General features: G+C 67.1%; 14 protein-coding genes. 6 read left to right on the forward strand and 8 right to left on the reverse strand.

Annotated elements, in window-relative coordinates; translation table 11 throughout:
- Nucleotides 1-63: 63 nt before the first annotated feature.
- Nucleotides 64-2,064 carry a primosomal protein N' gene (locus SLQ30_RS01225; protein WP_319445020.1) on the reverse strand — a complete coding sequence of 667 codons (2,001 nt, stop codon included), beginning with the start codon at nucleotides 2,062-2,064 and terminating at the stop codon, nucleotides 64-66.
- Nucleotides 2,061-2,792 (reverse strand): lysoplasmalogenase, encoded by a 732-nt coding sequence (locus SLQ30_RS01230; protein ID WP_319445021.1) that lies wholly within the window; start codon nucleotides 2,790-2,792, stop codon nucleotides 2,061-2,063. Before SLQ30_RS01230 ends, SLQ30_RS01225 begins: the two co-directional genes overlap by 4 nt.
- Here SLQ30_RS01230 and SLQ30_RS01235 point away from each other — a divergent pair.
- From SLQ30_RS01235 to SLQ30_RS01255, 5 genes are all read left to right on the forward strand, one after another.
- Nucleotides 2,791-3,732 carry an alpha/beta hydrolase gene (locus tag SLQ30_RS01235; protein WP_319445022.1) on the forward strand — a complete coding sequence of 314 codons (942 nt, stop codon included), beginning with the start codon at nucleotides 2,791-2,793 and terminating at the stop codon, nucleotides 3,730-3,732. The two genes, SLQ30_RS01230 and SLQ30_RS01235, sit on opposite strands and share 2 nt — an antisense overlap.
- 5 nt (nucleotides 3,733-3,737) lie before the next feature.
- Nucleotides 3,738-4,709, forward strand: coding sequence for an alpha/beta hydrolase (locus SLQ30_RS01240; protein WP_319445023.1), 972 nt, complete (start codon nucleotides 3,738-3,740; stop codon nucleotides 4,707-4,709).
- On the forward strand, nucleotides 4,706-5,068 hold the full coding sequence (locus tag SLQ30_RS01245) for a hypothetical protein (RefSeq protein WP_319445024.1): 363 nt from the start codon (nucleotides 4,706-4,708) through the stop codon (nucleotides 5,066-5,068). Before SLQ30_RS01240 ends, SLQ30_RS01245 begins: the two co-directional genes overlap by 4 nt.
- Nucleotides 5,069-5,296: 228 nt before the next feature.
- Nucleotides 5,297-6,043 (forward strand): DUF732 domain-containing protein, encoded by a 747-nt coding sequence (locus SLQ30_RS01250; protein WP_319445025.1) that lies wholly within the window; start codon nucleotides 5,297-5,299, stop codon nucleotides 6,041-6,043.
- Nucleotides 6,044-6,114: 71 nt separating this feature from the next.
- A complete protein-coding gene (locus SLQ30_RS01255; RefSeq protein WP_319445026.1) occupies nucleotides 6,115-7,602 on the forward strand; it encodes an NAD(P)/FAD-dependent oxidoreductase in 1,488 nt (495 codons plus the stop codon).
- Nucleotides 7,603-7,606: 4 nt separating this feature from the next.
- Here the strand turns inward: SLQ30_RS01255 and SLQ30_RS01260 are convergent, their stop codons facing one another.
- The 6 genes from SLQ30_RS01260 to mihF all read right to left on the reverse strand — a co-directional run bounded on the left by SLQ30_RS01260 (nucleotide 7,607) and on the right by mihF (nucleotide 12,616).
- The gene (locus tag SLQ30_RS01260) at nucleotides 7,607-8,620 is read right to left on the reverse strand and encodes an acetamidase/formamidase family protein (protein WP_319445027.1); all 1,014 of its coding nucleotides are present in this window, start codon (nucleotides 8,618-8,620) and stop codon (nucleotides 7,607-7,609) included.
- Between the two features lie 59 nt (nucleotides 8,621-8,679).
- Complete coding sequence (metK, locus tag SLQ30_RS01265) at nucleotides 8,680-9,888, reverse strand: methionine adenosyltransferase (RefSeq protein WP_319445028.1); 1,209 nt, start codon at nucleotides 9,886-9,888, stop codon at nucleotides 8,680-8,682.
- Nucleotides 9,889-10,033: 145 nt separating this feature from the next.
- Nucleotides 10,034-11,293, reverse strand: coding sequence for a bifunctional phosphopantothenoylcysteine decarboxylase/phosphopantothenate--cysteine ligase CoaBC (coaBC, locus tag SLQ30_RS01270; protein WP_319445029.1), 1,260 nt, complete (start codon nucleotides 11,291-11,293; stop codon nucleotides 10,034-10,036).
- Between the two features lie 45 nt (nucleotides 11,294-11,338).
- Nucleotides 11,339-11,635, reverse strand: coding sequence for a DNA-directed RNA polymerase subunit omega (gene rpoZ / locus SLQ30_RS01275; RefSeq protein WP_319445030.1), 297 nt, complete (start codon nucleotides 11,633-11,635; stop codon nucleotides 11,339-11,341).
- A gap of 72 nt (nucleotides 11,636-11,707) precedes the next feature.
- Nucleotides 11,708-12,262: a guanylate kinase gene (gene gmk, locus SLQ30_RS01280; protein WP_319445031.1), complete on the reverse strand. Its 555-nt coding sequence runs from the start codon at nucleotides 12,260-12,262 to the stop codon at nucleotides 11,708-11,710.
- A 30-nt stretch (nucleotides 12,263-12,292) separates the two neighbouring features.
- Nucleotides 12,293-12,616: an integration host factor, actinobacterial type gene (gene mihF / locus SLQ30_RS01285; protein WP_319445032.1), complete on the reverse strand. Its 324-nt coding sequence runs from the start codon at nucleotides 12,614-12,616 to the stop codon at nucleotides 12,293-12,295.
- Nucleotides 12,617-13,531: 915 nt separating this feature from the next.
- Between mihF and SLQ30_RS01290 the strand changes: the two genes are divergently transcribed.
- The gene (locus SLQ30_RS01290; protein ID WP_319445033.1) at nucleotides 13,532-13,894 is read left to right on the forward strand and encodes a hypothetical protein; all 363 of its coding nucleotides are present in this window, start codon (nucleotides 13,532-13,534) and stop codon (nucleotides 13,892-13,894) included.
- Nucleotides 13,895-13,954 lie beyond the last annotated feature (60 nt).

A 13,954-nucleotide genomic window follows, 5' to 3' on the forward strand; every position in this document is an offset into this window, starting at 1 on the left:
TCCCCGTCGATCTCGCCTGTTGCTGTCGGACCTACCCCTTTGACCCGCCTGTTGCTGTCCGACCTACCCTATGTGCAAGGGATCTATCTGAACACGGACGGGCTGCTGATCCCGGCGCGCGCTGAGCACGCCGGTGGCCCTGCGCAACGCCGCCGCGAGCGCGAGTCCATCGCGCCGCGGCACCCTGACCAACATCCGGCTCACCACGCCGTCACCCGAGTTTGCCGAAGGGCGCCGGGCGCCTGCGGGCAATTCCACCGGTCCGAGGACGTTCGCGTCATCTGGGAGTTGTGCGGCCTCGAGCAGCGCCGCGACCGCGCCGGGAGCGCCGTCGACGGCGGCCAGGTGGACCGCGGGCGGCAGCCCGACCTCAGCCCGGGAATCGAGCTCGGATTCGGCGTGCGCGACGGGATCCCAGCGGATCAGGGCCTGCACGGTCGGGATCGCCGACTCGGCCACGACCGCGACCACACCACCGTCGGCCCCGTCGCGCACCAACGTGGCAGCGGCCATCCACCGGCGCAGCGCATCCTCAGAGGCCCGCAGATCCTGGCGACCCAGCAGGGCCCAGCCGTCGAGCAAGAGCGCGGCCCCGTACCCGCCGGCCACCCGTGGTTCGGCGCCCGGCGTCGCGACCACGACCGCAGGCCCCGCGGGCACCTCGGTGACCACCGCGTCGCCCCCGGAGGTGAGGATGTTGGTGCCGGGAAACGCCCTTCCGAGCTCCTCGGCGGTGCGCCTGGCTCCGACGACGACGGCCCGCACCGCGTCCGAGCCGCACCGGACACAACGCAGCGCGGTTTCGGCGCGACCACACCAGCGGCACACGGCGCCTGCGGTATCTCGGTCCGGGAGCGACATCGGTCCCGTGCAGTGCCTGCAGCGGGCCACCGTTCTGCACTTCCCACAGGCAAGCGCAGGCACGTATCCCCTACGCGGAACCTGAACCAGCACGGGCCGCTGCGCCACCAACGCGGCCCGGGCGGCCGCCAAGGCCATCGACGGGAGGCGCGCGGTGTACGCGGCCGCATCGCGTTCTTGGGCGAATGCACTGTCCTCGAGCGCAGTCACGCGTGGTGCCCTGGCCCGCACCACCGAACGCGTCGCGACCAGATCATGGGCCCAGCCGCTGCGCACCAACGCCTGTGCCTCGGCGGTTCGCGCGTGGCCGCCGATGAGGGCCGCACAACGCAATTGGTGCGCGCGCAGCATCGCCACCTCGCGGGCGTGCGGATACGGCGCCCTTGGTTCGGCCAGGTTGTCGTCGCCGTCGTCCCAGACGATGACAAGCCCAAGGGCGTCGACCGGCGCAAAGACGGCACTGCGGGTGCCGATAACGAATCGGGCGTTCCCACGGAGCGCGGACAGCCAGCGCCGGTACCGCTGGGCCGGACCAAGCCCCGCCGACAGCGCTACCACCCGGGACTCGTCGACGTACCGAACGGCGGAGGCGGACAGCGCGTCGACGTCGCGCTGATCCGGGACGATGGCCAACGCCGCGCGGCCCGAGCACACGACGGTGGCCGCGGCCTCGGCGAGCCGATCCGTCCACGACTCTCCCGGCAACGCTTGCCAAACGGCCCTTGCGGCCCGGCCTTCCCGCAACGCGCCTAGGAACTGCCGACCTCGGCCGTACGCATCCCACGGCGCCTCGTCGATATCGGTGGCGATCGGCGGCGGAAGCTCGAGCACGGCTTCACGTTCGACCTTGGCGTGCCGCGGCGGGATGGCGAGGCGCAGCACGTCGGCTCGCGTGCCTGCATAGCGCGCGGCCACCGCGTCGGCGAGCCTGCGCACGTCCGGCGTCAGCACGCGTTCGGCGGAGACCACCCGGTCGAGCCAGCCGAGTTTGCCATCATGGTCAGTGTCCCAACGTCTTTCGAGCACGAATGCGTCGACCAACCGACCGTGGAAGCGGACCCTGACCCGCACCCCGGGTTGGGCGTCATCGGACTGCTCGGCAGTGACCAGGTAGTCGAACTCCCGATCCAGGTGTGGCACCGACAGCATCGGGAGTACCCGAGCAATGGGCTCGAACTCCGCGGCCTGCCGCGTGGTGGTCACGCAGCCGGTGTAGCAGAGCCGTCCGACGTCACTCGGCCCCGCCCGAAGAAGAACCCGGCCGTGATCAACAGCAGCGACGTCGCATAGGCCCACCAGATCGGTACCGCCAGCGCCTCGGATCCCAGCACGAACTTGCCGATGCCGATCATCCCGTCGGACACGGCGAAGCACACCGCGCCCAGCGCCGTCCACATCGTGGGCAGCCGCGCCAGCAGCGCCGCGCAGGCCATCGCACCCAGCACGGCGATGTACAGCGTCACCGGCACCGTCATCTGCTCGGCGGCGAGGCGGGGCCAGAACCACACCAGCAGCCCGACGCACACGCACACCAGCACGGCGGCGGCCGCCATCCGGGGCGCCGTGCGCGTGACGAGCGGGATCAGCGCGGCCAGGAAGCACAGGTGCGCGATCAGAAACGCCCCGAGGCCGAGCACGAAGGACGGCGTCCACCACGGCAGGGCGAGCAGGAAGTCGCCTGCCGCTGAGAAACTCAGCGCACCCAACAGCCAGCGTCGCTCCCGCGCGATGGGATGGCTGAGCGCCGCGATCGCCAGCAAGATTGCGGCCAATGCCTTCACTGCGGGTTGCAGCGCGAACTGGCCGGTAAGCTCCGCGCCGGCAGGCAGCCGCAGGGCCGTGACGGCGAGGAAGACCCCGTAGCCGGCCCCCACGACCGCAGCCGCCACCCACAACGTGCGCAGTCGCCTCGGTGCGTACGGTGTGGCCATGCCCGCCTCCGTCGACAAGCCCGCAGTGGATGCCATCCTGCAGAAGGTACTGGAAGCGGTCCCCTTCCAGTTGACAACCGACGGCGGACCCGAAGCGGCTCGGCAACGGTTTCGCGACCTGCCGCGCAGGCCGGTCCACCAGGAGCTGCGCGTCGAGGACCGAACCATCGACGGGCCATCGGGTCCGATACCGATTCGGTTGTACTGGCCACCGGACGCCGCCGCACCGCCGCCGGTGGTGATGTTCTTCCACGGGGGCGGCTGGGTGGTCGGCGACCTGGACAGCTACGACGGCGATGCGCGCCGCCATGCGGTGGGAGCCGGTGCCGTAGTGGTGTCGGTCGACTACAGGTTGGCCCCCGAACATCCGTATCCGGCGGCGGTCGACGACGTATGGGCCGCAACACAATGGGTGGCCGCCCATGGCGAGGAACTCGGCGTCGACGTGGGAAGGCTTGCCGTCGCAGGCGACTCGGCGGGCGGCAACCTCGCGGCCGTCGTTGCACAGCTCGCGCGCGACGCGGGCGGACCGGCGCTTGCCCTTCAGCTGCTGTGGTACCCGGCAACGACGTGGGATACCTCGCTGCCGTCGTTCACCGAGAACGCGAACGCTCCGATACTCGCCGTGGACGCGGTCGCCGAGTTCTCCCGTTGGTACGCCCGTGACGTGGACATGCGGAATGCCCCGTCCACCTTGGTTCCGGCCAGGGCCGCCGACTTGACGGGGCTGCCGCCGGCTTACATCGCGGTCGCAGGCCATGACCCGCTGCGCGATGACGGCATGCGGTACGGCGAGTTACTGGCCGCGGCGGGAGTGTCCACCGAGGTGCACAATGCCGAGACCCTGGTGCACGGTTACCTCGGATACGCGGGCGTGGTGCCTGCGGCCACCGATGCCGTCGACCGCGGGCTGAGTGCGTTGCGCGCCGCGCTAACGTGAGGCATATGGCAGACACTTCGACGACGCGACCCGACATCGACCCCAACCTGAAGATGTTGCTGGATGCAGTCCCCCTCGAGTTCACCATCGACGACGGCGTCGAAGTGGCCCGTGAGAAGTTGCGCGTGATGAAGCCGCCCGCGGAGCTGTTGCCGGACATGCGAATCGAACAGCGCACCATCGGCTACGGCGACCTCACCGACATCCCGGTGCGCATCTACTGGCCGCCGGTCGACACCGACGACGTGCTGCCGGTCGTCGTCTTCTACCACGGGGGCGGTTGGGCCATCGGCGATCTGGACACCCACGATCACGTAGCCCGCGCGCACGCGATCGGTGCCGAGGCGATCATCGTGTCGGTCGACTACCGACTGGCGCCGGAACATCCGTTCCCCGCAGGCGTCGAGGATGCCTGGGCAGCGTTGAAGTGGGTCGGCGAGCACGCTGCCGAGCTCGGCGGCGATCCAACCCGCATCGCCGTTGCCGGAGACTCCGCGGGCGGCAACTTGTCGGCCGTGATGGCGTTGCGCGCGCGGGACGCCGGTGGCCCTCCCCTGACGTTCCAGCTGCTCTGGTACCCCGTCGCCGTCGGTGACCTCTCGCTTCCATCGTTCACGGAGAATGCGGATGCGCCCCTGTTGAACTCCGACGTGACCTCGGCATTCTTGACCTGGTACCTGCCTGGTCAGGACATGTCCGATCCCAAGGCGCTTCCGACCGATCTCGCCCCCGCGAACGCCGCCACGCTGACGGGTTTGGCGCCCGCCTTCATCGGCACCGCCGAGCACGACCCGCTGCGCGACGACGGCGGCAAGTATGCCGAGCTGCTCTCCGCTGCAGGTGTTCCCGTCCAGTTGAGCAATGAGCCGACGATGGTGCACGGCTACGTGAGTCTGGCGATGGCGTCCCCTGCCGCGGCCGAGGCCACCGACCGTGGGCTTGCTGCACTGAAGGCGGCGCTACACGCCGGGCGATGACCGAGCGGGACGTGCTCGACGTGCGCTCGCCCCAGCAGTGGGAGGAGTGGCTGGAGCGCAACTACGACACCGCGACCGAGGTGTGGGTTCGGCTGTTCAACAAGGCTGCGGGCGATGTTCCGGTGTCGTACGGTGATGCCGTCGAGATCGCACTGTGCTTCGGCTGGATCGACAGCCTGGCCCGCGGTCACGATGAGGTGTCACGCATCCAGCGGTTCAGTCCGCGCAAAGCCAGGAGCGCATGGTCGAAGTCCAATGTCGAACGGGTGCAACGTCTTCTCGACGAAGGCCGGATGCGAGCCCCGGGCCTGCGCCAGATCGAAGGCGCCAAGGCCGACGGGCGCTGGCCGACGCGCTGAGACGACGCAGGAGTTCACGAGGGAACCGCGCGAGGAAGGCCGCCCGACGATGAGACACGGTCGAACTCCACGTGCGGCCAGGCCTCGGCGCTGATGTCCTGCTCGTACTGCGGCTCCGAGTTGGGCGACGCGGGCACGTGTGCGAAGTGCGGCACAGTCCAGGCGACCAGCGCACCGACGGGATGGCGACCGGATCCGACCGCGCGGCACGAAGGTCGCTACTACTCCGTGGACCGCCCGACCAACCGTGTCCGTGACGGCAAGGCACAGTCGTCCGATCCGGACGGCGGACGGCTACTGCCGGAGTACACCGAACTTCCCTGGTCCGCACGAACGAGCCCGCGCTCGGCCCGGCTGGGCACCGGCGGTGCGGTCGCCGTCCTCGTCGCGCTCGCGGCCGTCGTCTGGGGGCTGCTGCATCCCGGCGCCAAGCAGGAGTCACCCGAAGATCGGTACCTCTCGGCGCTCAACGACTCGGGCTTCGCCAATCAATTCAACTCCAACGCCAACGCATTGGCGCACGGCAGGCAAGTCTGCAGGCAACTCGAGGAGGGCGGACCGCAGCAGGGGCTTCCGGCGGACAAGCTGGCGGTGGACTCGTTCTGCCCGCAATTCAACGGCGGGTTTCACATCCTCGAAACTGCCACCGTCGGGGGGACGTTCGTGCTCACCAACACGTCGTCGAGCGAGTACACCCGACCGATCACCTCGGACGGAAAGTCCTGCGCTGGGGCCGACGGCTACTCCGACGTCGGCGAGCAGACACAGGTCGTCGTCAGAAACGGCAAGGGCGAGATCCTCACGATGACGGCGCTGGGCACCGGCAAGGGCAGCGAAGTCACGTGCACGTTCTCCTTCAGCTTTCCCGTCACCGAGGGCCAGGACCGCTACGTGCTGTCGATTGGACACCGCGGCGAGTTCAGCTATTCGTTCGGCCAACTCCAGCATGGCGTCGAGATTCACCTCGGGCACTGACCCGATACCCGCGGTACCGCATATCGCGTCCGCGGCGTATCTTGAGGCGAAGTCGACGACGGAGGTATGACGTGACCGCAACGGATCCCGACTTCCACACGCTCATCGTCGGTGCCGGATTCTCCGGCATCGGCGCCGCGATACAACTCGACAAGGTGGGCCTCGGCGACTACCTGATCGTCGAGGCGGGCGCGGAACCTGGTGGTACCTGGTACTGGAACACCTACCCCGGCATCGCAGTCGACATCCCCTCGTTCTCCTACCAGTTCTCGTTCGAGCAGAGCGCCGACTGGTCGCGCACGTACGCGAAGGGCAACGAACTTAAGGCCTACGCCGAGCGTTGCGTTGACAAGTACGGCCTGCGCCGCAAGATCAGGTTCGGCACCAAAGTCACCGCAGCGGTATTCGACGACGAATCCGGTTGGTGGCGAGTCGAACTCGACTCGGGCGAGGCATTGACGGCACGATTTCTGATCAACGCCAGCGGCGTGTTGACGGTGCCGAATCTGCCCGACATCGACGGCGTCGACAGCTTCGCGGGCATCACCATGCACACCGCGCGCTGGGACCACCAGCAGGACCTGACAGGCAAGCGCGTCGCGATCATCGGCACGGGCGCCTCTGCGGTTCAGGTGATTCCGGAGATCGCCCCGGTCGTCGAGAAGCTCACGGTGTTTCAACGGACGCCGATCTGGTGCATGCCGAAACTGGACGTGCCGTTGCCCGCGCCTGCCCGGTGGGCGATGCGGATACCGGGCGGCAAGGTGCTGCAGCGGGCGCTCAGCCAGGCCTACGTGGAGCTGACGTTCACCATCTCCGCCCAGTACTACACCGTGTTCCCGCTGGCCAGGCGCGCCGAAAAGATGGGCCGCGCGTACCTCAAGCGTGAGGTCCACGACCCCGAGGTACGCGACAAGCTGACGCCCCGCTATGCGGTCGGATGCAAACGCCCCGGCTTTCACAACACGTACCTGTCGACCTACAACCGCGACAACGTCGAACTGGTCACCGAACCCATCGACAAGGTCACCGGCACGGGCGTCGCCACCACTGACGGGACGACCCGTGACGTCGACGTGCTGATCCTTGCCACCGGATTCAAGGTGATGGACGTCGACAGCATCCCCACGTTCCCCGTCACAGGGGCGGGCGGGCGATCGCTGGCCGAATTCTGGTCGGAACAACGTCTTCAGGCCTACGAGGGTGTCAGCGTGCCCGGCTTCCCCAACTTCTTCACGGTGATGGGTCCCTACGGTTACGTCGGCTCGTCGTACTTCGCACTCATCGAAACGCAGACACACCACATCGTGCGATGCCTGGAACGCGCGTCACGTGACGCAGCCACCCGCGTCGAGGTGTCGCAAGAGGCCAACGACCGCTTCTTCGCCGAGATGATGCGCAAGCGGCACCGCCAGATCTTCTGGCAGGACTCGTGCAGTCTCGCGAACAGCTACTACTTCGACAAGAACGGCGACGTGCCCCTGCGGCCGACGAGCACGCCCGAGGCCATCTGGCGCAGTCGTCGCTTTCCGCTCGCGGATTACGAGTTCAGTAGCTAGCGAGTCAGTATGAGATAGCGCCGAGTGATCTTGCCACGCTGCGCATTTCGGCATGCACTCCGCCGTAGGCAGGCGAACTCGGCAACAATCGCTTGTCGATCTTGGTCACGGCGCTGTAGTTGGCGTCAACGACGTTCGCGATGGGGACCTGCGATATCTGGCTCAGCAGTTGGTAGGCATCGAGCCGGTCGAGGCCGTGGAGCTCGCCGAGCCAGGTGATCATCTCGACCTGACCCGCCCGCCACGCTTCTTCGAGCGGTCGCCCAGAACCGATGCACATCAGGTGGGTATCGCTTTCGATTCTCGGCCACGCCGGCCCCGGGGCCTTGATCAAGTCGATGATCGCGGTCACGTTCATCGCGCCCTCCACCGCCGTGCCGCAGGACTCGCCTTCACCCTGCCGGTAGTGGCCATCGCCGAGCGAAAATAGCGCACCTTCCACATTGACCCGCAGATAACACGTTGCGCCAGCAGCCATTTCGGGCGTGTCCATGTTCCCGCCGAAGTAGTCCGGCACCAACGAGGTACGGACCTCGCGGCGGGCCGGGGCCACCCCGACGGTGCCGAGCATGGGGTTGGCGGGCAGCGCGACCTCGAAGTCACTGGCCCGCGCCGAGAAGCCCAGTGTGTCGGTGGCCGAGTCGTATTCGTAGATCCAGGTGCGCTCGGGCAGCGCCGGCTGCAGTGTGGGACTCACCGGAATGCTGGTGAGCCCGCCGAAGAACGGGATGAGCGTCGACGCGCCCCAGGTCCGCGCCGGGGTCAGATCGACGAGGTGAACGGCCAGCGTGTCACCCGGTTCGGCACCCTCGATCCAGAACGGGCCGGTCTGGGGATTGAGGTCCTCGGTGTCGAGGACGGTGCTGGCGACGTCGTCCGTCGAGGTGATGCGGCCGCCGTACGCGTCCTCCGTCCACAGCGTGAGCACGGTGCCCGGCCTGATGCGTCGCACGGGGGCCGCTCCACCGAAGGTGAAGGTCATCTCGTCGACCGTTGGCACGAACGTCACATGCTCCATTCGCCCCATCCTGCTGTAACCACCCCATCGGCGCGAGCAGGAGGAACTCGCGGCAGGAACTAGACCGAAGCCTTGAGCTCTTCGGCCTTGTCGGTCCGCTCCCACGGCAGGTCGACGTCAGTGCGGCCGAAGTGGCCGTACGCGGCCGTCGGCGCGTAGATCGGACGGAGCAGGTTGAGATCGCGGACGATCGCGCCGGGCCGCAGGTCGAAGACCGACGTGATGGCCTTCTCGATGCGGGCCGGGTCGACGGTTTCGCTGCCGAACGTCTCGACGAAGAGTCCGACGGGGGCGGCCTTGCCGATCGCGTAGGCCACCTGGACCTCGATGCGCTCCGCCAAGCCAGCTGCGACGACGTTCTTCGCGACCCAGCGCATCGCGTACGCGGCCGAACGGTCCACCTTGGACGGATCCTTGCCGGAGAAGGCGCCGCCGCCGTGGCGGGCCCATCCACCGTAGGTGTCGACGATGATCTTGCGGCCCGTCAGTCCCGCGTCGCCCATCGGACCGCCCAGCACGAACTTCCCGGTGGGGTTGACCAGCAGCCGGAAGTCGGATGTGTCCATCGTGTCGTGTGCGAGGTCACCCAGCACGGTGTTGACGACCTTCTCGCGGATGTCCGGCGTGAGCGTGCCGTCCAGGTCGATGCCCTCTGCGTGCTGCGTCGAGAGCACCACCGTGTCGAGTCGGACAGGCGTGGTGCCGTCGTACTGGACGGTGACCTGCGTCTTGCCGTCCGGACGGAGATAGTCCAGCACGCCGCTCTTGCGGACCTCCGTCAGCCGACGCGCCAGCCTGTGCGCAATGGCGATCGGAAGCGGCATCAGTTCCGGGGTGTCCTTGATGGCGTAGCCGAACATCAGCCCCTGGTCGCCGGCGCCCTGCGCATCCAGCGGGTCACCGGCGCCCTCGACACGGGCTTCGTGCGCGGTGTCGACGCCCTGGGCGATGTCGGGCGACTGAGCGCCGATGCCGATGTTCACGCCGCAGGTCTCGCCGTCGAAGCCCTTCTCCGACGAGTCGTAGCCGATTTCGAGGATGCGCTCGCGAACGGTCTTCGGGATGTCGGCGAAGGCCTCCTTGGCCGTCGTCGTCACCTCACCGACCACGTGCACCTGCCCGGTGGTCACCAACGTCTCCACCGCGACGCGGGACTTGGGATCCTGCGCAAGCAGCGCGTCGAGCACCGAGTCGCTGATGGCGTCACAGATCTTGTCGGGGTGTCCTTCGGTTACCGACTCACTGGTAAACAGCCGACCTTTGCTCACGGTTCATCCCTTTCCGATACTTAGTTAAGCGAATCATATCTGTATCTCGATGCAGCCAAGCGTGCGCACTCACCGCGCGCAACCGTTACGCGCACCTTGTCGGGTGCTTCGCGTCACTCCTGCATGTACTTCGCGCGAGCGCTCATCACCCACTGCTGGTGTGCAGAACGGCCACGATCGCGTCCACGATACGGCTGGCCATCAACGTCTTCGAACCGTGCTCCAATGCGACCTCGTTGCCGTCGGCCGTGAGGAGCCATCCGTCGTTGTTGTCCACCTCGAACGCGCGGCCCTCGCCGACGGCGTTGACGATCAGCAGGTCGCAGCCCTTGCGTTGGAGTTTCGCCCGTGCGTGGAACAGCACGTCGCCGTTTGCGTCACCGGTCTCGGCCGCAAAGCCAACGATGGCTCTCATGTTGGGCAGTTGGCCGTCGGTGCGTGCCCGGACCGCGCCGGCGAGCACGTCATCGGTACGCGTCAGCTCGATGGCTGGCGCGTCCGCGGTGTGCCCAGGATCATGGGACTTCTTGATCTTGCTGGTGGCCACGTGGGTCGGACGGAAGTCGGCGACGGCAGCCGCCATCACCAGCACGTGCGCGTCCGGAGCGTGCTTGGACACCGCGTCGCGAAGCTGGCTGGCCGAGCCGATGTGTACGACGTCGACGCCGGCTGGGTCGATGAGACCGGCGGTATTGCCTGCGATCAACGTGACCTCGGCGCCCCGCTGAGCGGCCACGCGGGCCATCGCATAGCCCTGCTTGCCCGAACTGCGGTTGCCGATGAACCGCACCGGATCGATGGGCTCGCGTGTGCCGCCGGCCGTGACGAGCACCTTGACCCCGGCCAGGTCGTGCGTCAGCGCGTCGGGACGATCCAACAGCAATTGAGCGAAGGTGGTGATCTCCTCGGCCTCCGGCAGGCGGCCGGCGCCGCTGTCGGAACCGGTGAGCCGTCCGGATGCGGGCTCGAGCACTACTGCGCCCCGACCACGCAGCGTTTCGACGTTCGCCACGGTGGCCGGGTGAAACCACATTTCGGTGTGCATGGCAGGCGCGAACAACACCGGGCATCTGGCGGTGAGCAGCGTCGCGGTCAGCAGGTCGTCGGCCCGTCCGGCCACGGCGCGCGCCAACAGGTCGGCGGTCGCAGGCGCGACGACGACGAGGTCGGCCTCCTGCCCGATGCGAACGTGCGGAACTTCGTCGACGTTCGCGAAGACACCGGTGTGCACGGGCTGGCCGGAAAGGGCCTCGAATGTAGCCGCCCCGACGAAACGCAAGGCCGACTCGGTAGGTACGACGCGTACGGAGTGGCCTGCTTCGGCCAGCTGACGGACCACTGTGCACGCCTTGTAGGCGGCGATGCCCCCGGCGACACCGACGACGATCCGTCTGCGCTCCGTCACGTGTGCTCTTCGCCCGAGAGGCTCATCGGATCCCGCCGGGAGGGCTTAGCCCTCGCCCTCGACGTGCTCAAGCAGGTCGGCGTGGATCTCGCGCATGGCGATCGACAGCGGCTTCTCCTGCAGGCCCGGCTCGACGAGCGGGCCGACGTACTCGAGGATGCCGTCACCGAGCTGGTTGTAGTAGTCGTTGATCTGGCGCGCACGCTTGGCGGCGTAGATGACCAGCGCATACTTGCTCGACGCGCGGTCAAGCAGCTCGTCGATGGGCGGGTTGGTGATGCCCAGCGGGGTGTCGTACGCGTTGGCGGCGTCGGAGTCGATGCTCTCGACAGGTTTGGTCACGAAGAATTCTCCTGGCTTTGCGCTGGGGGCTAGCTAGCGGGTCGGGCCGTACCACTGCCGGCACGGCGACGATCAATGGCCCGTCAGCAAGGATACCAACTCTGAGCAGGCAAATTCCAACTCACTGTTGACGACCACTCTGTCGAAGGTGTCCTGAGCGGCAAGTTCGGCCTTCGCGGTGGTCAACCTGCGGGCCATCACCTCGGGACTCTCGGTCCCCCGACCGGCGAGTCGACGTTCCAATGCGTCCCAGCTTGGTGGGGCGAGGAAGACCGTGGTGGCCTCCGGCATCGACTGCTTCACAGCGGCCGCGCCTGCCAGATCGACCTCGATGAGCACCGGACGGCCATCCCGGGCGGCCTGGCGAACGGGCTCGGCCGGGGTACCGGACCGGTGGAGTCCGCCGTGGATCTCGGCCCACTCCAGCAGTGCGCCGTCATCGATCAACAGCTGAAAGCGCTCGGGGCTGACGAACGTGTAGTCCACGCCGTCCACCTCGCCCGGTCGGGGCGCCCTGGTGGTGGCCGAGACGCTGAAGTGCAGGTCGGGAAGGCGGTCGCGCAAACAGCGCACGACCGTCGACTTACCGACCGCAGAGGGACCGGACAGCACGACAACTCGACTCATCGCAATCGCCGTCCGGCCCCTCGCCGGCGCTTAATCCGCCGTGAAGTCGAACTTTTCCAGCAGGGCCTTGCGCTGACGATCGCCCAGGCCGCGCAGACGGCGGGTGGGAGCGATCTCGAGCTCGGTCATGATTTCCTGCGCCTTGACCTTGCCAACCTTCGGCAACGCCTCAAGAAGCGCCGAAACCTTCATCTTGCCCAAGATCTCGTTGGTCTCAGCGTCCTTCAGGACCTGCTTGAGGTTGGTGCCGCCACGCTTGAGCCGATCTTTGAGCTCGGCTCGCAGCCGACGTGCGGCAGCAGCCTTCTCCAACGCTGCCGCGCGCTGCTCGTCGGTCAACTGGGGAAGGGCCACGGGTTCCTCCGTCTCTTGCCATCTGAACTGGCCATCATCATCTTGTGTATTGACTGGTTAGCGAACCAGCCAGCGACGACGACCGTACCCACGCTGGGTGACGAAAGCTAACCCCACCCCCTGGTTAGCGCCCCAAAACGCCAGCGTGTAGGAAGCCTGCGAACGTGGTCGACAAGCCCCGAATCCGCGCTCGCGGCGGCTTCGGGAGGGCTGCTGGCCGTCGATTTGCCTGCGTATCAAGGGTTTTGAGCGGTTTTCGCGAGCTGATCGGGCAATCACGCGGGCGCGACGACGCCGGACGGCAGCCCTACCCATTCGCTTGATGAGAAATTTTCGCAGGTCACGGCGTGTCGGGCGTGTCGGCGCAGGTTGACGGGGACGTCCGTCGTCACGTGCGTCACACCAGTTACATATGTCACATCAGCAACAGCTCAGGCCACTCATATCCAGCAAAAAGCTAACGCACAGCTCAGCTCGGCAGCCTCCGGCGGGCGGGAGCTTCACCGCCGGCGCACGGAGGCGAAGGGCTGGCGGACTCGGTGGAGTAACTTCCTCGGCCAGCCGAGCCTCATCGAGGGCGACTACGTATTCGGCCAAGTATTCGGCCAAGCTGATACCGACACCCGTATCAAAACGTCTTTACGTCACTCGCAATCGCGGTCACATCGGCGGGCTAATCCTCCTCGTCGTGATCGGCCTCGACATCGTGTCCTTGGCCATCGTGATGGTGAACCGACGTCGACGCTTCGCATCGCATAGGCCCAGCGCGTGATACCGCCGAGCACAAATGGTTTTCGAACCGTTACCGGTTCCACAGCGCGCGCCCACGCGCGGCACAGACCTGGCCCAGCCCGTCGCCTTAACGTCTTGGCAGTGAGGCGAATTCGCGCCTACATGACGAGTGGAGAGTCACTGATGAGCTTCAAGAGGGCTATGTGCGCGTCGACGCTGGCCGCCGGAGTGGGGCTCGCTGGATTGCTGGGTGTCGGCCTGAGTACGGCATCCGCTGATCCCGGACCAGGGTGCAACGCGCCGGGCCGGCCGCCGTGCGGTCAGGACCAGCACAACAACAACCAGTGGAACAACAACAACGACAACCACCAATGGAACAACGGCCCGGGCAACAACGGCCCGATGGATTGGAACCACCGCGGCATCGACCAGGGCCGCCAGGACCATCAGCCGTTCAACTGGAATGGCCAGCAGGTCACGCCGATGCAGGCGGGCAACGGAGCGGGTTGGGGCTTCTGGTTCTTGGGGATGTGGATCCCGATGTAACCGTTGACATTTGCACTGAGGGTCGTGATCGCCGACGTGATCGCGACCCTCACTGCGTTC

It is taken from the genome of Mycobacterium sp. RTGN4, from assembly GCF_033804635.1.
In the GTDB taxonomy this organism is placed as follows: Bacteria; Actinomycetota; Actinomycetes; order Mycobacteriales; family Mycobacteriaceae; genus Mycobacterium.